Genomic DNA, 18,491 nt, shown 5'->3' with positions numbered 1-18,491 from the left:
CCGGTCCGGCCGCCTGTTCCGCTCGGTGCGACCGCACTCCGGATGGCCCGGGACGGATTCCGGCTGAGAGCCGGCCGGTGTGGAGCGGGTGCGGACGGGAACTACTGGTACTAGTTCCCGTCCGCGCCCGGTCCTTCCTCAAGCGGCAACACCAGAACACCCGTATCCGGATTCGGATACGGGTGTTTCGTCGTGCGCTGTTCCGGTTTCAGGCCGGCTGTGGCGCGATTCCGTCGGGCGCGCCCGTGCCCTCCGGCACCTCCGGCAGATCGGCCGCCGCCGGCTCGTGGCTGACCACGTACCGGCCGAGCTGGCGCCCCAGTTCGAGGTAGGCCCCGAACTTGCTGTCGTCGAAGAACTGGTCGCCCGTGCCGTCCCGGGGGAACTCCGGGTGGTGCGCGGCGTAGGACAGCAGCTCGTACGGCAGGTCCCGCCACAGCAGCGCCTTCGCCACGATCAGCCGTCCCACACCGGCCTGCCCGCTCTCGGCCGGGTAGTGGATCGTCCCGGTGATCACCGGGCTGTCCGACAACCTGCTGTTCAGGGCGCTCAGCGGGTGCTCGGGTTCGAGCGGTTCGCCGCCGCCGGGCTCGGCCCGCCACGGGTCGTCGAGCCGCACCCGCACGCCGAGTTCCTGCGTGGCCAGGGCGAGCGCGGACGCCAGCCCGCTCGCCGACGGCGGGGAGTCCGCGCCGGCGTCGATGCAGTAGATCGTCGTGCAGCGGCGGCGGAACAGCTCGACCAGCCCCAGGTTGTCGTAGTGCCCGCCGTCGGTCACGTGCAGCAGCCGGTCGGCGTGCGAGTGGATGCCCAGCACCTCGCGCAGCAGGTAGGGCAGGCGACGGGCGTGCGGCAGCGGCGGATAGGCCCACGCGGCGCGGTCGGTGCGCGGCGGGCAGCGCAGCAGCACGTCCGGGTTGGGCAGCCAGGTGCCCAGCCGCGCGCCGGAGAGCGCGAGCAGGATCTGGTACCAGCGCGAGGCGCGGCCCATCGACGACGCGAACGCCGCGCCGCTGATCGCGACCGCGCCCTGCACGGTGAGGTCGCGCTGGAACCGGCCGGGCACCGATTCCTGCAGGTGCGCGGTCTCGATCCAGCCGACGTCCGGGCCGCCGACCCAGCCGCTGCTCATCGTGTACGAGACCGCGTTGAGTCCGGGGGAGGTGCGGCCCTCGCCGGTCAGGTTCGCCGCGGCCGCGAACACCACGCGCGGGAAGCCCGCCGCGCGGCCGTAGGTCGCCAGCGAACTGCGTTCGGTGCTGGGATAGGGCGCGGCGACGACCTGCCCGTCTCCGCGGCGCACCCGGCGCACGGCGAAGGTGCAGGCCAGCCGTTCCCGGTAGAACGGGTGCAGGCTCAGCGAGGTCTCGTCGATCAGCCCGCCGAGCACGACCAGCACGACCACCAGGCCCAGCGCGGCCCACAGCAGGTCCGGCTCGCCCAGCGGCGTGATCACCGCGGCGAACAGCAGCAGCCAGGCCAGGGCGAGGACGGTGGTGGTGACGATCACCAGCAGCCGCTGGGTGAGGCTGGTCGGCAGGGTCGCGGTGAGCGCGTCGAGCGAGTCCCGGGCCTGGGTCACGACCTTGCGGTTGCGCCACCCGATGGTCGCCAGGGTGGACACGTAGGTCAGCAGCAGCGCGACGAACGGGCTGCCCAGGGCGATCGTGGGCGGGGTCAGGGTGAGCAGGCGGTCGGCCAGCCACGCCAGCGCGGGCAGGCCGAGCACGAGCAGCGCGATGAGGGCGGCCAGCAGTGCGAGCCGGCTGGACAGGCGCCGTGCGATCTGACGCAGCAGCAGCCTGGCCGGCGGGATCCAGCGGGCCACCAGGGAGACCGCCGCGGCGAGCACCAGCGTCAGGCCGAGCGAGAGCAGCGCGCCCGGCCGGGGCGCGGGGTAGCCGCCGTCGGCGGGGAACACCGTCAGCGGGACCTGCCGGTACAGCCAGCCGGTCACCACGCCCAGCACCACCGCCGGGGCGAACACGAGGAACAGCGACAGCAGCAGCCCCCGGGCCAGCACCCCCAGCGCGGTGAGCAGTTCGGCCGGGGTGTTGGCCAGGTAGCTGACGTGCCGCCGGACGTGGTCCTCCTCGGCGCTGCCCGGGCCGAACGCGGTCTCCGGGGTCGCGACCGGTTCGCCGGGCGGGGCCTGCTTCGGGTCGGTGGCCGTGGTGAGGGCCTGGACGAGGGCGCCCGCGGTGTAGCCGCCGCCGGACACCGACACCAGGTACTGGGCGCCGAGCAGCCGTTGCCGCAGCGGCTGCAGCGCGCCGAGCGCGACGCTGGCCGAGCGGATCCCGCCACCGGACAGGCAGAACCCGGTGCCGCCGGTGGGTTCGCCCGGGGGCAGGCGGTAGCCGTTGCGCCAGCGGGTGCTCGCGGTCGCCTCGCCTGCGTCGCAGGCGCCGTCGGGGTCGCCGGGTTTCAGCGCGGCCGAGCACACGCCGCCGGGCACGTCGCGGTGCACCGGACGGACGCACCGGATGAGGGTGAGCGCGATGCCGTAGAGGGCGAGCAGGAGCGCCGGGAGCAGGCCGGCGAACTTGGTGACCGCGGCCGCGGTGGCGAAGTCCAGCAGGACCGGGTCCGGATCACGGGTGGCGGCCAGCAGGAGCGCGTTCTCGACGACGTCGGAGACGACCGCGACCAGCCCGGCGATGCGCGCGAAGCGGGCGATTTCGTGCGTCGCGGTGTGCGGCTGGGAGACCCACAGCGCGGCGGTGGTGCCGAGCGCGATCGCGAGCCCGTAGCCGGCGACGAGCGCGAAGTCCCACCACAGGGTGGCCGCGGTGCCGGGCGGGAACGGCAGTGGCTGCGCGCGCCCGCCGAGCTGGCGCCCCACGATCCCGGTGTCCTGGGCGAAGGCCAGGTACACCCCGGCCCCGGCACCGCCCAGCACCAGGGCGGCGACGGCGGTCAGCCCCGCCCTGCCCCGCCCCGGGACCTCGCCCGCCCTGGGCAGCAGCTCACGCCAGCGCATCCTCGCCTCCCCAGCGGATCCGCAAGTACTGCGTGGAGTGTGGTGGCGGTGGCTCCCGGTGTAAAGGCGGCGCGGATGAACAGCCCGGAACCGTTATGCGCGCGGTGGTGGGCCGGGGGTGAGGGAAACCGGCGGACAATACGGACACCGGCGCGCTAGCGTCAGGGGCGATGGACACCCACCTCGAACCCGCGCTGATCGGCCGCGATCACCCGGTGAGCCTGCTGCGCGCCGAGATCGGGCGGGCGGTGGACAGCCACGGCGGGCTCGTGCTGGTCACCGGCGAGCCCGGGATCGGCAAGACCACCCTGATCACCGGCGCGGCGGACGAGGCGCGCCGGCGCGGGGCGCTCGTCCTCGGCGGCGCCTGCTGGGACTCCGGCAGCGCGCCCGGTTACTGGCCGTGGGTCCAGGTGCTGCGCGGGCTCCGCCGCGCCGCCACCGCCGGCGAGTGGGCCGCGATCGAGCGGGAGGCCGGGGGCGGGCTGGCCGTGCTGCTCGGCGAGGCGGACCCGCGGGAGACGCCCGACGGGTTCCGCCTCTACGACGCCGTCACCAGCGCCCTGGTCACCGCCTCGCACAGCCGCCCGGTCGTCGTCGCCCTGGACGATCTGCACTGGGCCGACACCGCCTCGCTCAAGCTGCTCGAGTTCGCCGCCGGGCACACCTGGTTCGAGCGGCTGCTGCTGCTCGGCACCTACCGCGACGCCGAGGTCGAGGTGGCCGACCACCCGCTGCGCCCGCTGCTGTCCTCGCTGGTCGCCAAGGCCCGCACGATCACGCTCACCGGCCTGGAACCGGAGGAGGTCGGCCACCTGATCGCCCGGACGGTGGGCGAAACCCCGGGCGCGGACGTCGTGGCCGAGGTGCACCGCCGCACCGGCGGCAACCCGTTCTTCGTCGAGCAGGCCGCGCGGCTGTGGCACGGCGGCGGATCGGTCACGGCGATCGCGCCGGGCGTGCGGGACGCGGTGCGCCGCCGCCTGTCGCTGCTGCCCGACCCGGTCGTCGCGCTGCTGACCACCGCCGCGGTGCTCGGCCAGCAGTTCCACCGCCAGGTGCTGGCCGCGGTCGCCGCGATGCCCGCCGCGCCCGCCGACCGGCTGCTCGACCAGGCGGTCGCCGCGCGGCTGGTCACCGTGCGGGGCGGGGGCCGGTTCGCTTTCGCCCACGACCTGGTGCGCGAGACGCTCTACGACTCCCTCGGCGAGGACGAGGTCCGCGAACGCCACGCCGCGGTGGTCACCGCGCTGGCGGACAACCCCGCCCTGGCCGAGCGGATCCTCCCGGCCGAAGCCGCCCGGCACGCCTACCTCGCCGGCCCGCTGGTGCCGCCGTCGCGCGCGGTGGGCCTGCTCGTCGCCGCCGGACGGGCCGCCTCCGGCCGGATGGCGTTCGAGGAGGCGATCGGGCACTTCCGGCGCGCGGCCGGGATCGCCGACGAGCCGCGGCGTCGCGTGCTCGTGCTGCTGGAGCTCGGCGGCGAGCTGCACCACTCCGACGAGACCGCCGAGGGCTGGGCGGTGTTCGAGGAGGCCACCGCGCTGGCCCGGGCGCTGGGCGACGCGGAGCTGCTGGGCCGCGTCGCCCTGACGGCCTACCGCTGGGGCGAGGACGCGGAGCGCGCGGACCTCAAGGCCGGGCTGATCGCCGAGGCGCACCGCGCGCTGATCGGGCCGGGTGAGACGGAGCGCCCGCTGGAGGACCGGGCGCGGGAGGTGATCGTCCAGCTGGGCATGCTGGCCCGCGAGGACGGCGACGACGAGGCGCTCGGTTTCAGCCTGTCCACGCTGCACGACTCGATCTGGGGCCTGGGCACCGCCGCCGAGCGCGAGGCCCTGATGGCGGAGCTGGCCGAGGTCGCCCACCGCAGCGGCGACACCGAGACCGAGCAGTACGCCACGTCGCTGCGCTGGGTCGCGCTGGTGGAGCTGGGCGATCCGCGGTACTTCGACCAGATGCGGGCGTTCGTCGCGCTCGCCGAGCAGGGCGACTCGCGGCGGATGCAGTTCGGCGCGCGGATCGACCAGAGCATCCTGGCCGCCTTCCAGGGCCGCTTCGCCGACGCCGAGGCCCTGTTCGACTCCGTGGTCACGGCGGAGGAACAGGTGCGGCACAGCCATTTCCTGCCGATGCTGCGCCACCACCGGTGGTCGTTGCTGCTGCAGCAGGGCCGGTTCGACGAGCTCGCCGGGTTCCACGCCTCGCTCGGCCCGGGCGACTACCCGTATCCGGGCCTGCTGGAGGCCACCACCGCGGCGCAGCGCGGCGACGCGGCCCAGGCGGCGAAGTACCTGGCCGGGCTGGGGGAGCGGCCGCCGTTCCCGCGCGCGTACCTGCCGATGTTCCTGCGGCTGCAGGCGCAGACCGCGGCCGCCACCGGCGACGCCGTGATGGCCGCGCGGGCCCGGGAGGCACTGCTGCCCTACGACGGGCAGTGGCTGGTGTCGGTGTTCGGGTTCGAGATCAGCGGGCCGGTCACGTTGTGGCTGGGCAGGCTGGCCGCCGCGGAACGCCACTGGGACGAGGCGCTGGACCGCTACCACGCGGCCGAGCGGTCCGCCGAGGCGATGCGGGCCCGGCCGTGGGTGGTCGAAGCGCGGCTGGCCCGGGCCACCTTGCTGCTGGACCGGGCCGCGCCGGGTGACGACACCGAGGCCGCCGCGCTGCTGGACGCGCTCGCCGCCGAGGCGGCCGAGCTGGGCCTGCGGCACGTGCCCGAACGCGTGCGGCGCCTGCGTGCCCGCGGCGAGCGGCCCGCCGCGACCGGCGAGTTCCGCTTCACCGGCACGACCTGGACGCTCGCGCTGGCCGGCCGCACGCTGCACCTGCCGGACGCGAAGGGCCTGCGGGACCTGCACTTCCTGCTCAGCCACCCGGGCACCGACGTGCCGGCGGTGCGGCTGCTCGACCCGGCCGGCGGCGAGGTCGTGGTGGCCGCGCGCCGCCTGGGCGGGGACGAGGTCCTCGACGACACGGCGAAGGCGGCCTACCGGCGCCGTCTCGCCGTCCTGGACGACGAGATCGACGCGGCGGCCGCCCGCGGCGACGACGACAAGGCCGCCCGGCTCGACACCGAGCGGGCGGCCCTGCTGGCGGAACTGCGCGCCGCCGCCGGTCTCGGCGGGCGCACCCGGCGCCTCGGGGACGAGGCCGAGCGCGCCCGCAAGACCGTCACCGCCCGGATCCGCGACACGCTGCGCCGGCTGGACGGTCGCCACCCCCAGCTCGCCGAGCATCTGCGGGCGACCGTCTCCACCGGCGCGAGCTGCCGCTACGACCCGGGCGAGCCCGGCATCACCTGGCGGCTGTAGCCCGGCTCACTTGCGGTTGTAGAGCCGCATCGTGAGCGTCCCGAACACCGCGAGCAGCGCGCCGCTGGCGATGAACGTCCAGGTGATGTCACTGCCGTCCGGCGCGCCCATCATCAGGCTGCGGACCGCGTCGGACAGGATCGTCACCGGGTTGACGTTGACGAACGCCTGCAGCCAGCCGGGCATGGTGGCCGGGTCGACGAACACACTGGACAGGAACGTCAGCGGGAACAGCACCATCATGCTCACGCTCATCACCGACTTCTCGGTGCGCAGCATCAGCCCGAACATCGTCCAGATCCAGGAGAACGCGAACGAGAACACGATCAGCAGGCCGACCCCGGCGAGCACGCCGCCGACGCCGCCGGCCGGGCGGAACCCGAGGATCAGCCCGACGGCGAGGATGACCGCCGAGGCCATGCTGTAGCGGGCCATGTCCCCGAGCAGCGCGCCCACCAGCGCCGCCGGCCGCCAGATCGGCAGCGTCCGGAACCGGTCGAACACGCCCTTCTCGATGTCGATGTTCACGCCCAGCCCGGTGTACATCGTGATCATCACGACGCTCATCACCAGGATCCCGGGCAGCAGGAACTGCAGGTACTGGGTGGTCGACCCGGCCAGCGCGCCGCCGAACAGGTAGGTGAACATCAGCGTCATCATGATCGGGAACGCGGTGACGTCGAACAGCTGCTCGGGCACGTGCTTGATCTTGAGCATCGCCCGCCAGCCGAACGTCAGCGACGCCGACAGCGCGCTGGGGCGCGGCGGTTGCTCGCCGGCGTCCAGCACGGCGTGCAGGCTTTCGGCGGCCGGGGTGTAGGCCGGGGCCGGGTCGGTCGTGGTGGCGGTCATGCCGCTGCCTCCTGTTCCGCGGGGTGGTCGGTCAGGGCCAGGAACACCTCGTCGAGGCTGGGCTGGCCGAGGGAGAAGTCGTCGACGGTGATGCCGGCCTGCGCCAGGTCGGACAGCGCGCGGGCGGCGTGCTCGGCGGCGCCCAGGCCGGACTCGCCGCCGCCGATCCGCGCGGTCAGCGACACCGGGTCGCCGCCGAGTTCCACGGTGGACGCCAGCGCGCGGGCCATGACCCGCTGGGCCTCGCCGCGCTGGGCGGCGTCGCGCAGGCGGACGTGGATCGAGCCCGCGCCCACCGAGGCCTTCAGCTCGCCGGGGGTGCCCTCGGCGATGACCTTGCCGTGGTCGATGACCGCGATGCGGTTGGCGAGGTGGTCGGCCTCGTCGAGGTACTGGGTGGTCAGCAGGACGGTGGTGCCCTGCGCGACGATGATCCGCACGATGTCCCACACCTGGTTGCGGCTGCGCGGGTCCAGGCCGGTGGTCGGCTCGTCCAGGAACAGCACGTCCGGGGTGCGCAGGATGCTCGCCGCGATGTCGATGCGGCGCCGCATGCCGCCGGAGTAGTTCTTCACCTGCCTGCCGCCCGCGTCGGTCAGCCCGAACGCCTCCAGCAGCTGGTCGGCGCGGCGGCGGGCGGCCGGTTTGCGGTGGCCGAGCAGGCGGCCCAGCAGCACGAGGTTCTCGATGCCGGTCAGGTCCTCGTCGATGGAGGCGTACTGGCCGGTGAGGCTCACCCGCTGCCGCACCGCGTCGGCTTCGCGCAGCACGTCGTGGCCGAACACGCGGGCCTGCCCGCCGTCGGGCCGCAGCAGGGTGGCCAGCATCCGCACCGCGGTGGTCTTGCCCGCGCCGTTGGGTCCGAGCACGCCGTACACGGTGCCGGCGGGCACGGCCAGATCCACGCCGTCCACGGCGCGGGTCTTGCCGAACACCTTGACCAGCCCGGACGTTTCGATCGCCAGATCGCTCATGGTCCTTCCTTCCTTGTCACGCCACGTAGGGGCGGGCCCGGCGGGCGGCGCGCAGCGCGTGGCCCCACCAGACGAGCTGGTCGAGCATCGGGCCGACCGCGTGGCGGACGGCCTCGTCACGCGGGCCGCCGTCGGGCCCGGTGTCGAAGAGGTTGAAGCTGACGGTGTTGCGCAGGGTCACGGTGTGCAGCTCGGTGAAGACCACGCGGAGCTGCTCCACCGCGTACAGGCCGGCGCAGCGGCACCCGTAGGACACGAACGCCACCGGTTTGGCCTGCCATTCGTCGTAGGCGTAGTCGATCGCCTGCTTCAGGGAGGCCGGGAAGCTGCGGTTGTACTCCGGGGTCACGACGACGAACGCGTCGGCGCGGTCGATCTCGGTGGTGAACGCCGTCATCGCCGGGGTCGCCCGGGCCGGGTAGCGGGCGGGGAAGTCGAACTCCGCCAGGTCCACCACCGCCAGGTCGAGGTCGCCGCGCTCGCCGGCCTGGCGGGCGAACCACTGCCCGACCCGCTGACCGGCCCGGCCCTCCCGGGTGCTCCCGATCAGGGTCAGGACCCTCAGGACGTCCTCCATGGTGGCCTCCTCCCGTTCTCGACCGGGAGGCGCTAGATCGCCCGCTGGATCCGATCTAGCGGGCGGGACCGCGGAACCGGACCGGGCCTCGCGGCTGCCAGGTCCCGGTGAAGACGGCGAGCCGTGCCTCGGTGAGCCGGACGGGCATCGGCACGCTGCGTCCCGCTCGGTCAGGGACCGGTGCGACCGCGGATTCCGAAGGCAGCGGAAACGATCTCGCGGCGGATACGCTCGCTCGTGTGACGGAGCTGTCCTTCGAGCCGCTGTCGCCGGTCTCGTTCCTGGACCGGGCCGAGGCGGCGCACGGTGACCGGATCGGCGTGGTCGACGGGGAGCGGCGGTTCACCTACGCCGAGCTGGCCGACCGGTGCCGGCGGCTGGCCGGGGTGCTCGCGCCGCTCGCGCGGGGCGGGCCGGTCGCCGTGCTCGCCCCGAACACGCACGTGCTGCTGGAGGCCCACTTCGGCGTGCCGTGGGCCGGGGTGCCGCTGGTCGCGCTCAACACGCGCCTGTCCGCCGGGGAGATCGCCGGGATCCTGGCGCACTGCGAGGCCGCGGTGCTGGTGCACGACCCGGTGTTCGACGAGCTCGTCACCGAGGTGCTCACCCGGCTCGGCCGGCCGGTCGAGGTCGTCCGGGCGGGCGAGGACTACGAGCGGAGGCTGGCCGGCGCCACGCCCCGGGCCGAGGCGCCGCGGGACGAACGCGGGCTGTTGTCGATCAACTACACCTCGGGCACGACCGGTCGCCCGAAAGGCGTGATGTACCACCATCGGGGCGCCTACCTGCAGGCACTGGCGATGGTCGGGCACACCGGCCTGTCCCCGTCCGCGGTGCACCTGTGGACGCTGCCGATGTTCCACTGCAACGGCTGGTGCTTCCCGTGGGCGGTGACCGCGGCCGCGGGCACGCACGTGTGCCTGCCCAAGGTCGAGCCCACCCGGGTGTGGCGGCTGATCCGCGACGAGGGGGTCACGCACCTCAACGGCGCCCCGACCGTGCTGTCCATGCTCGCCTACGCGCCGGAGGCGGCGCCGGTCGCGCACCCGGTGCGCGTCGCCACCGGGGGTGCCCCGCCGAGCCCGGCGATCCTGCGCCGCATGGGCGAACTCGGGTTCGACGTCACGCACCTGTACGGACTGACCGAGACGTTCGGGCCGGTCATGATCTGCGACTGGCGCCCGGAGTGGAACGCGCTCGACGCGCCCGCGCAGGCCCGGCTCAAGGCGCGTCAGGGGGTGGGCAACCTGGTGTCCTGCCGGGCGCGGGTCGTCGCGGAGGACGGTTCGGACGTGCCCGCCGACGGCGCCACCACGGGCGAGATCGCGGTGCGTGGCAACAACGTCATGCTCGGCTACCACCGCGATCCGGAGGCCACCCGGCTGGCCGCGCCGGACGGCTGGTTCCGCACCGGCGACCTGGGCGTGATGCACCCGGACGGCTACGTCGAGCTGCGGGACCGCGGCAAGGACGTGATCATCTCCGGCGGCGAGAACATCGCCAGCGTCGAGGTCGAACAGGCGATCGCCGACCACCCGGCCGTGCTGGAGGTCGCCGTGATCGCCGCGCCGGACGACCACTGGGGCGAGGTGCCGGTGGCCTACGTCACGCTGCGGGACGGGGCGTCGGCGACCGCCGGGGACATCGCCGAGTTCGTCCGGGGCAGGCTCGCCCGGTTCAAGGCACCCAGGCGGGTGGTGTTCGGCCCGCTGCCCAAGACCTCCACCGGCAAGATCCGGAAGTACGCGCTGCGTGAGCAGGAGTGGGCCGGTCACGAACGACGTATCCGATGAGTAACGGCCCGGGTTAGCGGTCCACCCGCCGGGGTAGCCGATGAGCAACGAACACTAGGCAGGGGTGGGGCACGAATGTTGTGGCTGATGTTGCTGATACCGATCGTGATCCTGGTCTTCACCGTGAGCCTGCAGAAGTTCGAGGCCGTGATGCTGGAGACCGATCCGCTGCGGGACCGCCGCCGCTACCGGTGAGGACGTGAGGCGATGACCACGGTGTTCCTGGTCGACGACCACGAGGTGGTCCGGCGCGGTGTCGCCGACCTCGTGGACGCCGACCCGGAGCTGACCGTGGTGGGCGAGGCCGCGACGGTGACCGAGGCGCTGGCCCGGATCCCGGCGGTCCGGCCGGACGTGGCGGTGCTGGACCTGCGGCTGCCCGACGGCAGCGGCATCGAGCTGTGCCGGGAGCTGCGGTCCCGGATGCCGGGGCTGCACTGCCTGATCCTCACGTCCTACACCGACGAGCAGGCCATGCTGGACGCGATCCTCGCCGGTGCCGGCGGGTACGTCGTGAAGGACGTGCGGGGCATGGAACTGGTGTCCGCGGTGCGCCAGGTCGGGGCCGGGAAGTCGCTGCTGGACAACCGGGCCGCCTCGGCGCTGATGTCCCGCATCCGGGACGAGGCCGCCCCGGCGGGCGCGGTGGCCCGGCTGTCGGAGCAGGAACGCAAGCTGCTCGACCTGATCGGCGAGGGGCTGACCAACCGCGAGATCGCCGAGCGCATGTTCCTGGCCGAGAAGACCGTGAAGAACTACGTGTCGCGGTTGCTGCACAAGCTCGGGATGCAGCGCCGCACCCAGGCGGCCGTGCTGGCCACCAGCCTGCGCCGGGACCTGCCGGGCCGCCGGTAGCGGCGGCCCGGCGCGGGACTCAGCGCACGTTGAAGGTGTCCGGGTCCGGCCCGGTCCGCAGGCCCTTCTCCAGCTTCGCCAGCTCGGCGAGGTCGCTCTCGTCGAGCTCGAAGCCGAACACGTCGAGGTTCTCCTTGATCCGGGACGGCGTGACCGACTTCGGGATCACGACGTTGCCCAGCTGCAGGTGCCAGCGCAGCACGATCTGCGCCGGGGTGCGGCCGTGCTTGTCCGCCAGCGCGGTGATCGTCTGCTCGCCGAGCAGCTCGCCACCCTTGGCCAGCGGGCTCCACGCCTCGGTCACGATGCCGTGCCGGGCGTGGTAGTCGCGCAGCTCGGCCTGCTGCAGGTAGGGGTGCAGCTCGATCTGGTTGACCGCGGGCACGATCCGGCTCTCCTGCGCCAGCCGGTCCAGGTGGTGCGGCTGGAAGTTGGACACGCCGATCGCGCGGATGCGGCTGTCGGAGTAGAGCGCCTCGAACGCGCGCCAGCTGTCGGCGTACCGGTCGGCCTCGGGGACCGGCCAGTGGATCAGGTACAGGTCCAGGTACTCCAGGCCCAGATCGGCCATGCTCTTGTCGAACGCGCGCAGCGTTTCGTCGTAGCCCTGGTCGGCGTTCCACAGCTTGGTGGTGACGAACAGCTCCTCGCGCGCGATGCCGGACTGGGCCAGCGCCTTGCCGACCGCGGCCTCGTTGGCGTAGGCGGTCGCGGTGTCGATGCTGCGGTAGCCGGCCTCCAGTGCCGCGGTGACCGCCTGGGTGGTCTCGTCGGCGGGGACCTGGAAGACCCCGTAGCCCACCTGCGGCATGTGCACGCCGTTGTTCAGTTCGACCGTGGGAATGGCGGTCATGTCTTTCCTTTCGCTGTCGTTCATCGGTGGACGGCCGGGATCTCCGGCTGCGTCCGGGTGGCCGGGCGCCGGTCGAGCGCGCCGGCGACCAGCGCGACGCCGAGCCCGGCGGCGGCCAGCACCGCGCCGATCCAGTTCGGGGCGGTGTAGCCGAGGCCGTGGCCGATCGCGAGCCCGCCCAGCCAGGCGCCGCCCGCGTTGCCGAGGTTGAAGGCCGCGATGTTCGCGGCCGACGCCAGTGCCGGCGCGTCCCCGGCCTTGGCCATGACGCGGGCCTGCAGCGGCGGCACGGTCGCGAAGCCGGCGGCGCCGAACAACGCGATCGTGACCGCGGCGGGTAGCTGCGCGTGCGCGGTGAAGACGAACGCGACGAGCACCACGGCCAGCGCGGCCAGGATGACGTACAGGCTCGGCATCAGCGCGCGGTCGGCGGCCTTGCCCCCGAGCAGGTTGCCCACCACCAGGCCCCCGCCAAACAGCACGAGGAGCCAGGTCACCGCGCCGGGGGAGAAGCCGGCGACGTCGGTCATCATCGGGGCGATGTAGGTGAAGGAGGCGAACACCCCGCCGAAGCCGAGCGCGGTCATCGCCAGCGCGAGCCACACCTGCGGCCGCCGGAACACGGCGAGCTCGCTGCGCAGGGTCTGGCCCTCGGTGACGGGCTGACGGGGCACGAGCGCGACGACGCCCACCAGGGCGATCACGCCGAGGCCGGCCACCGCCCAGAACGTCGAGCGCCAGCCGAACTGCTGGCCCAGCGCGGTGCCGCCGGGCACGCCGAGCACGTTGGCGACGGTCAGGCCGGTGAACATGATCGCGATGGCGCTCGCCTGGCGGGACTTCGGCACGAGCGAGGCGGCGACGACCGAGCCGACGCCGAAGAACGCGCCGTGCGAGAGGGCGGCGACCACGCGGCCGGTCATGAGCAGACCGTATCCGGGGGCGATCGCGGAGACGACGTTGCCCGCGATGAACAACACCATCAGGCCGGTCAGGACGGTCTTGCGCGGCACTTTCGAGCCGAGCGCGGTGAGCAGGGGCGCGCCGACCACGACGCCGAGGGCGTAACCGGAGATCAGGAGCCCGGCCGTGGGTACCGAGACGCCGAGGTCGGTGGCGACCTCGGGCAGCAGGCCCATGATCACGAACTCCGTCGTGCCGATGCCGAAGGCGGCGATGGCCAGCGCGATGAGGGCGACAGGCATGTGATTCCTCGAGTCTTGGAGAGCTTCCGTCAACTACCCGCGCGGAGACGTTACCAGCTTTGGCAATAGTTGCACACGCGGGTTATTGCCAACGGCGGCTACACTAGCAGGCAAGGACTCAGCGGGTAGGCTGGGAAGCCCGGCGGAAGAGGTGAAACGTGTCACTGCCCGACGACGCGGTCGAAGCCCGCGCACACGGCTGGCGGACCCTGGCGGCGCTGCACGCGCGGATCGAGGACCGGCTGGAGCGCGCGCTGCAGCGGGAGCACGAGCTGTCCGTGAGCGAGTACACGGTGCTGGAGGTGCTGTCCCGCCAGGACGGCTTCCACCTGCGCATGAACCAGCTCTCCAGCGCGGTGGTGCTGAGCCAGTCCGCGACGACGCGCCTGGTGAGCCGGCTGGAGGACCGGGGGCTGCTGCAGCGGTACCTGTGCCCGACCGACCGGCGGGGGATCTACACCGAGGTGACGGCCGCGGGGCGCGAGCTGCTGGACGCCGCGCGCCCGACGCACGACCGCGCGCTGACGGAGGCCCTGGCGGCGGCGGAGGAGCTGCCGGAGCTGGCGCCGCTGGTGACCGCGTTGCAGGGGCTGGAGGTCCCGGCGCCCGCGCGCGCCTGACCGGTTGCGCGATCCCACGCTCAGCCTCGCGAGTCCCACGCTACGGCGCGCGAGTTCCACGCTGGGATGGGCGAGTTCCACGTTCGGGCGCGTGAGTGCCACGTTCGGCGAGGCGGGTGCCACCGTCCGGCGGGCGAATCCCCGTTCGCGGGGCGAGCCCGCCGCTCCGAGGCGTGAGGCGCGCCGTCGGGCGCGGTGTGCCGCGCGCTGCAGGTGCTCGGCCTCGCCCCGGCCGAGAAGGCCGACACCCGCCCCGCGCCGGCCGACCCGTCGCTGCGGGGCCGCTGACCGGCACCCCGGAATGCCCGGTTCCGGCGTTGTGGAGCGAATCCCCGGCGCGGCCTGAGCCGGGGCGCAAGGTTTGTGTGACGTGGGAAGGGCGCTGGTGCGGTCCGGGGCCCGAAGTGAAGGTGGGTCCCGCCACCCCACGTCAGCGAACGGGGACCGTCATGACCATCACCACGCGGCCGGCCTGTGCCACTCCGACGACCGCATCCAGAAGGGCGACGCGCAGATGCGCTTCCCGTGGTCGGCGGCCACGAGGGCGCCGGGGTGGTCGAGGCCGTCGGCGCGGACGTGGCTGTGCTCGGACTACGCGCGCCTGATCACCGGCTGCGACCTCGTGGTCGACGGCGGCGCCCGGGCGAAGAACTTCGCCTGCCACCCGGCCCCGGCGGGGGAGCCGGCCGGCCCGGCGCCGCTGATCCCGCTGGAGCCGGATCGGGGATGAGCGCAAGATAGGAGAAGCCATGACGAAACAGATGATCTTCGTGAACCTGCCCGTGTCCGACCTGGACCGGGTCAAGGAGTTCTGGACCGACCTGGGCTACGAGTTCAACCCGCAGTTCACCGACGAGAACGCGGCCTGCCTGGTGTTCAGCGACACGATCTACGCGATGCTGCTGAGAAACGAGTTCTTCGGCACCTTCACCGACAAGCAGATCATCGACACCGCCAAATCCACCGAGGTGCTGCTCGCCCTGTCGGCGGAGAGCCGGGAGGCGGTCGACGCGCTGGTGGACAAGGCGGTCGCGGCCGGGGGCCGGGAGACCCGCGACCCGATGGACTACGGGCAGATGTACCAGCGCGTCTTCGAGGACCCGGACGGGCACAACTGGGAGATCATGTGGATGGACCCGGCCGCCGTGCGGGGCTGACCCCGGGCGTATAACGACCTATACGGCGCGGCGTTGAACGATCCTGCGTTGCTCCACGCCGCGCCGGGCGGAAGGGAACCCCGCGGCCCGCTAGGGCGTGTCCTCAAAGCGGTCGAATCGGGTGGCGGTGCAGCGCCACTGTTTGACCTGGTTGAAGCTGCGTCGTCTGACAGGACCAGCAGAATCCCCCAACCCACCCGCGATCCTCGCCGGACACTGCCTAGGCCTCGCCTTTCGGGCGGGCCCGGACGTGCACCCGCTCGCCCTGCGGGCCGAACAGGCTGAGGATCTCGGCCGGCTCCGGGCCGGGGTTGCCGAACCAGTGCGGGGTCCGCGTGTCGAACTCCGCCGCCTCCCCGGGGGTGAGGAGCACGTCGTGCGTGCCGAGCACCAGCCGCAGCCGGCCGGAGAGCACGTACAGCCATTCGTAACCCTCGTGCACCTTCTGGTCCGGTTCGCGCGACGGCTTGCCGGGCGGGTAGATCATCTTGAACGCCTGCAGCCCGCCCGGCCGCCGGGTCAGCGGCAGGATCGTCACCCCGGACCGCACCACCGGCTTGGCGTGCACCCGCGGATCCCCGGTGTCCGGCGCGCCGACCAGCTCGTCGAGAGTCACCTGGTGGACCCGCGCCAGCGGCAGCAGCAGCTCCAGCGTCGGCCGCCGACCGCCGGACTCCAGCCGGGACAGCGTGCTCACCGAGATCCCGGTCGCCTCCGCCAGCTGGGCCAGCGTGACCCGGCGCTGCCTGCGCAGCGCCCGCAGCCGCGGCCCGACCGCGCCGAAGACCTCCCCGTCGCTCATCCCGCCATCCTGCCGCAGCGGAAAACGGACCCGGGCACGACGCGCCCGCGCCGGGAACCCCGGTAACGGTGGTCGCCGCACCGGCGACTCCGACAGCATCGCCCCCGCGGAAGGGAAGGCGCGCCATGTGCGGAATCGTGGGGTACCTGGGCCGGCGGCCCGCGTTGCCGATCCTGCTGGAGGGCCTGCGGCGGCTGGAGTACCGCGGCTACGACTCCGCCGGCGTCGCGCTCGCCCGCGACGGCAGGCTGCTGGTGCGCAAGGCCGCGGTGCGCATCGCGGAACTGACCCGGCTCACCGCGAACCTGGCCGGCAGCACCACCGGCATCGCCCACACCCGCTGGGCCACCCACGGCCCCGCGACGGCCACCAACGCCCACCCGCACACCGACACGGGACGGCGGATCGCGGTGGTGCACAACGGGATCATCGAGAACGCCACCGAGCTGCGCGCGACGTTGAGCGCGTCCGGGGTGCGGCTGGTGTCCGACACCGACAGCGAGGTCCTCGCCCACCTGATCGCCGCCGCGGCCGCGCGCGGCGGCACGCTCACCGAGGCGGTGCGCGCCGCGCTGGCCGACGTCGAGGGCACCTACGGCCTGCTGGTGCTCGACGCCGAGCGGCCGGACGTCCTGGTCGCCGCCCGGCACGGCAGCCCGCTCGTGCTCGGCCTGGGCGACCGCGAGATGTTCGTGGCCTCCGACCTGGCCGCGCTCGTCCGGCACACCCAGCAGGTCATCTACCTCGAGGACGGCGAGCTGGCCACGATCCGCGCCGACGGCTACGTGACCTCCAGCGGCGCCGACCGGCCACCCACGGTGGTGGAGGACGCGCCCGGCGACTACGAGCTGGGCGGGTACCCCGACTTCATGGCCAAGGAGATCGCCGAGCAGCCCGAGGCCGCCCAGCGGGTGCTGCGCGGGCGGCTCGACGAGCGGCTGGGCACCGCGCGGCTGGACGGGCTGCGGCTCACCGCGCGGGAGCTGCGCGGCATCCGCCGGGTGAAGTTCCTCGGCTGCGGATCGGCCTACTACGCCGGGCAGATCGGCGCCGGCCTCGTCGAGGAGCTGGCCCGCGTGCCCGCCGACGCCGAACCGGCCGCCGAGTTCCGCTACCGCCACCCGGTCGTCGACCCGGACTGCCTCTACATCGCGGTCAGCCAGTCCGGCGAGACCGCCGACACCCTCGCCACGGTGGAGGAGTTGCGGCGCAAGGGCGGGCACGTGGCCGGTGCGGTCAACGTGGTCGGGTCGGCGATCGCGCGGGAGTGCGACAGCGGGGTGTTCCTGCACGCCGGGCCGGAGATCTCGGTGGCCTCGACGAAGGCGTTCACGAACATGACGCTGACGTTCGCGTTGCTGGCGCTGACGCTGGGCCGGGTCCGGGACCTGTCGCCGGCCGAGGGCAGGCGGATCGCGCGCGCCCTGGCGGAGCTGCCGGAGCGGATCGGGCAGGTGCTCGCGGAGGAGGACCGGATCGCGTCGCTGGACGGCCGGGTCGCCGACGCCGAGCACGTGTTCTTCCTCGGCCGGGTGCGTGGCTGGCCGGTCGCGCGGGAGGGCGCCCAGAAGCTCAAGGAGATCTCCTACGTGCACGCCGAGGCCTGCCAGTCCTCGGAGCTCGAGCACGGTCCGCTCGCGCTGGTCGATCCCGCCCTGCCGAGCGTCGTGCTGATCCCGGACGACGAGCTGGCCGCGAAGAACCTCGGCACGATCGAGCAGATCCGGGCGCGCGGTGGCCCGGTCGTCGCGGTCACCACCACCGGACTGGCGGTGCCGGGCGCCGAGGAGGTGGTCCGGGTTCCCTCCGCCGGACCGGAGCTCGACCCCGTTCTGCTGACGATCCCGCTGCAGCTGCTGGCCTACCACACCGCGCGCAAGCTCGGCCGCGACATCGACAGGCCACGCAACCTCGCGAAGAGCGTCGTGGTGGAGTAGTTGTTCTAGTGCTAGAGTAACTGCGTGGCGCCTGCACTGACCCCGGCCGAGCTGACCCTGCTCGGCCTCCTCGTGGAGAAACCCCGGCACGGCTACGAGCTGGACGAGGTCATCACCGCGCGCGGCATGCGGGAGTGGACCGAGATCGGGTTCAGCTCGATCTACTACCTCCTGGGCCGGCTCCGCGACCGCGGGCTGATCACCGAGGTCGCGACCGGCGGCACCGGACGGGCCAGGGCGCGCAAGGTGTTCGGGGCGACCGACCGGGGGCGGGAGGTGTGCGCGGCGGAGGCGGAAGCGGCCATCGCGCGGCCGCGGCCGGTGTTCCCGCCGGTCCTGGTCGGCCTGGCCAGCCAGCCGCTCATCCCGCCGGACCGGCTGCGCGAGGCACTGGCCGCCCGCGCCGCCGCGCTGGACGAACGCGTGGAGGCCGTCCGCCGCCCCGCCGACGCCCAGCCGGACGCGCCCGCGTTCGTACGGGCGATCTTCGACTTTTCGCTGCACCAGCTCGCCGCCGAGCAGCGGTGGCTGAGCGGCTACCGCGCCACCCTGGAAGGGGACCGCTGACC

Annotated in this window: 15 protein-coding genes; 8 read left to right on the top strand and 7 right to left on the bottom strand. The window is 73.6% G+C overall.

Going from position 1 to position 18,491, the window contains the following annotated elements; genetic code table 11:
- Positions 1-208 precede the first annotated feature (208 nt).
- Positions 209-2,983, bottom strand: a complete 2,775-nt coding sequence (locus D0D15_RS10400) for a hypothetical protein (protein ID WP_094003077.1) — start codon at positions 2,981-2,983, stop codon at positions 209-211.
- A 170-nt stretch (positions 2,984-3,153) separates the two neighbouring features.
- On the opposite strand from D0D15_RS10400, the gene D0D15_RS10395 reads away from it, so the two are divergent.
- Complete coding sequence (locus D0D15_RS10395; protein WP_094003076.1) at positions 3,154-6,297, top strand: ATP-binding protein; 3,144 nt, start codon at positions 3,154-3,156, stop codon at positions 6,295-6,297.
- A 6-nt stretch (positions 6,298-6,303) separates the two neighbouring features.
- Here D0D15_RS10395 and D0D15_RS10390 read toward each other — a convergent pair whose 3' ends face one another.
- The 3 genes from D0D15_RS10390 to D0D15_RS10380 are packed head-to-tail and all read right to left on the bottom strand — an operon-like array spanning position 6,304 to position 8,700.
- Complete coding sequence (locus D0D15_RS10390; RefSeq protein WP_094003075.1) at positions 6,304-7,149, bottom strand: ABC transporter permease; 846 nt, start codon at positions 7,147-7,149, stop codon at positions 6,304-6,306.
- Positions 7,146-8,123, bottom strand: coding sequence for an ATP-binding cassette domain-containing protein (locus tag D0D15_RS10385; protein WP_094003074.1), 978 nt, complete (start codon positions 8,121-8,123; stop codon positions 7,146-7,148). The genes D0D15_RS10390 and D0D15_RS10385 overlap by 4 nt, the downstream gene beginning before the upstream one ends.
- Positions 8,124-8,139: 16 nt before the next feature.
- Positions 8,140-8,700 (bottom strand): NADPH-dependent FMN reductase, encoded by a 561-nt coding sequence (locus tag D0D15_RS10380; RefSeq protein ID WP_094003073.1) that lies wholly within the window; start codon positions 8,698-8,700, stop codon positions 8,140-8,142.
- Positions 8,701-8,939: 239 nt separating this feature from the next.
- Here D0D15_RS10380 and D0D15_RS10375 point away from each other — a divergent pair, with 239 nt between their 5' ends.
- Together D0D15_RS10375 and D0D15_RS10370 are read left to right on the top strand one after the other, a co-directional pair.
- Positions 8,940-10,493 (top strand): AMP-binding protein, encoded by a 1,554-nt coding sequence (locus D0D15_RS10375; protein WP_094003072.1) that lies wholly within the window; start codon positions 8,940-8,942, stop codon positions 10,491-10,493.
- Between the two features lie 207 nt (positions 10,494-10,700).
- A complete protein-coding gene (locus D0D15_RS10370; protein WP_094003071.1) occupies positions 10,701-11,348 on the top strand; it encodes a response regulator in 648 nt (215 codons plus the stop codon).
- A gap of 19 nt (positions 11,349-11,367) precedes the next feature.
- On the opposite strand, the gene D0D15_RS10365 is transcribed toward D0D15_RS10370, so the two are convergent.
- Positions 11,368-12,201: an aldo/keto reductase gene (locus tag D0D15_RS10365; RefSeq protein ID WP_094003070.1), complete on the bottom strand. Its 834-nt coding sequence runs from the start codon at positions 12,199-12,201 to the stop codon at positions 11,368-11,370.
- A 20-nt stretch (positions 12,202-12,221) separates the two neighbouring features.
- Positions 12,222-13,406, bottom strand: coding sequence for an MFS transporter (locus tag D0D15_RS10360; protein ID WP_115944392.1), 1,185 nt, complete (start codon positions 13,404-13,406; stop codon positions 12,222-12,224).
- A gap of 158 nt (positions 13,407-13,564) precedes the next feature.
- On the opposite strand from D0D15_RS10360, the gene D0D15_RS10355 reads away from it, so the two are divergent.
- The 3 genes from D0D15_RS10355 to D0D15_RS10340 all read left to right on the top strand — a co-directional run bounded on the left by D0D15_RS10355 (position 13,565) and on the right by D0D15_RS10340 (position 15,183).
- On the top strand, positions 13,565-14,026 hold the full coding sequence (locus tag D0D15_RS10355; RefSeq protein WP_094003068.1) for a MarR family winged helix-turn-helix transcriptional regulator: 462 nt from the start codon (positions 13,565-13,567) through the stop codon (positions 14,024-14,026).
- Between the two features lie 514 nt (positions 14,027-14,540).
- The gene (locus D0D15_RS37760) at positions 14,541-14,756 is read left to right on the top strand and encodes a hypothetical protein (RefSeq protein WP_369806728.1); all 216 of its coding nucleotides are present in this window, start codon (positions 14,541-14,543) and stop codon (positions 14,754-14,756) included.
- Positions 14,757-14,775: 19 nt separating this feature from the next.
- Entirely contained in the window at positions 14,776-15,183 is a 408-nt protein-coding gene (locus tag D0D15_RS10340) for a VOC family protein (RefSeq protein WP_167481487.1), read from the top strand.
- A gap of 220 nt (positions 15,184-15,403) precedes the next feature.
- On the opposite strand, the gene D0D15_RS10335 is transcribed toward D0D15_RS10340, so the two are convergent.
- A complete protein-coding gene (locus D0D15_RS10335) occupies positions 15,404-15,985 on the bottom strand; it encodes a helix-turn-helix domain-containing protein (RefSeq protein ID WP_094003067.1) in 582 nt (193 codons plus the stop codon).
- Between the two features lie 125 nt (positions 15,986-16,110).
- Between D0D15_RS10335 and glmS the strand changes: the two genes are divergently transcribed.
- On the top strand, positions 16,111-17,922 hold the full coding sequence (gene glmS / locus D0D15_RS10330) for a glutamine--fructose-6-phosphate transaminase (isomerizing) (protein WP_115944391.1): 1,812 nt from the start codon (positions 16,111-16,113) through the stop codon (positions 17,920-17,922).
- Positions 17,923-17,946: 24 nt separating this feature from the next.
- Positions 17,947-18,489, top strand: a complete 543-nt coding sequence (locus D0D15_RS10325) for a PadR family transcriptional regulator (protein WP_244214946.1) — start codon at positions 17,947-17,949, stop codon at positions 18,487-18,489.
- The last annotated feature ends 2 nt before the right edge of the window (positions 18,490-18,491 follow it).

The sequence above is a fragment of the Amycolatopsis thermalba genome (assembly GCF_003385215.1).
Taxonomy (GTDB): domain Bacteria; phylum Actinomycetota; class Actinomycetes; order Mycobacteriales; family Pseudonocardiaceae; genus Amycolatopsis_E; species Amycolatopsis_E thermalba.
The sequence above is the reverse complement of the archived record's forward strand: the minus strand, read 5'-3'. Positions and strand labels throughout refer to the sequence as shown.

Coding starts and splice junctions, on each gene's coding strand:
- D0D15_RS10400 (WP_094003077.1), bottom strand. CDS start 2,983: ATGCGCTGGCGTGAGCTGCTGCCCAGGGCGGGCGAGGTCCCGGGGCGG.
- D0D15_RS10395 (WP_094003076.1), top strand. CDS start 3,154: ATGGACACCCACCTCGAACCCGCGCTGATCGGCCGCGATCACCCGGTG.
- D0D15_RS10390 (WP_094003075.1), bottom strand. CDS start 7,149: ATGACCGCCACCACGACCGACCCGGCCCCGGCCTACACCCCGGCCGCC.
- D0D15_RS10385 (WP_094003074.1), bottom strand. CDS start 8,123: ATGAGCGATCTGGCGATCGAAACGTCCGGGCTGGTCAAGGTGTTCGGC.
- D0D15_RS10380 (WP_094003073.1), bottom strand. CDS start 8,700: ATGGAGGACGTCCTGAGGGTCCTGACCCTGATCGGGAGCACCCGGGAG.
- D0D15_RS10370 (WP_094003071.1), top strand. CDS start 10,701: ATGACCACGGTGTTCCTGGTCGACGACCACGAGGTGGTCCGGCGCGGT.
- D0D15_RS10365 (WP_094003070.1), bottom strand. CDS start 12,201: ATGACCGCCATTCCCACGGTCGAACTGAACAACGGCGTGCACATGCCG.
- D0D15_RS10360 (WP_115944392.1), bottom strand. CDS start 13,406: ATGCCTGTCGCCCTCATCGCGCTGGCCATCGCCGCCTTCGGCATCGGC.
- D0D15_RS37760 (WP_369806728.1), top strand. CDS start 14,541: ATGCGCTTCCCGTGGTCGGCGGCCACGAGGGCGCCGGGGTGGTCGAGG.
- D0D15_RS10340 (WP_167481487.1), top strand. CDS start 14,776: ATGACGAAACAGATGATCTTCGTGAACCTGCCCGTGTCCGACCTGGAC.
- D0D15_RS10335 (WP_094003067.1), bottom strand. CDS start 15,985: ATGAGCGACGGGGAGGTCTTCGGCGCGGTCGGGCCGCGGCTGCGGGCG.
- glmS (WP_115944391.1), top strand. CDS start 16,111: ATGTGCGGAATCGTGGGGTACCTGGGCCGGCGGCCCGCGTTGCCGATC.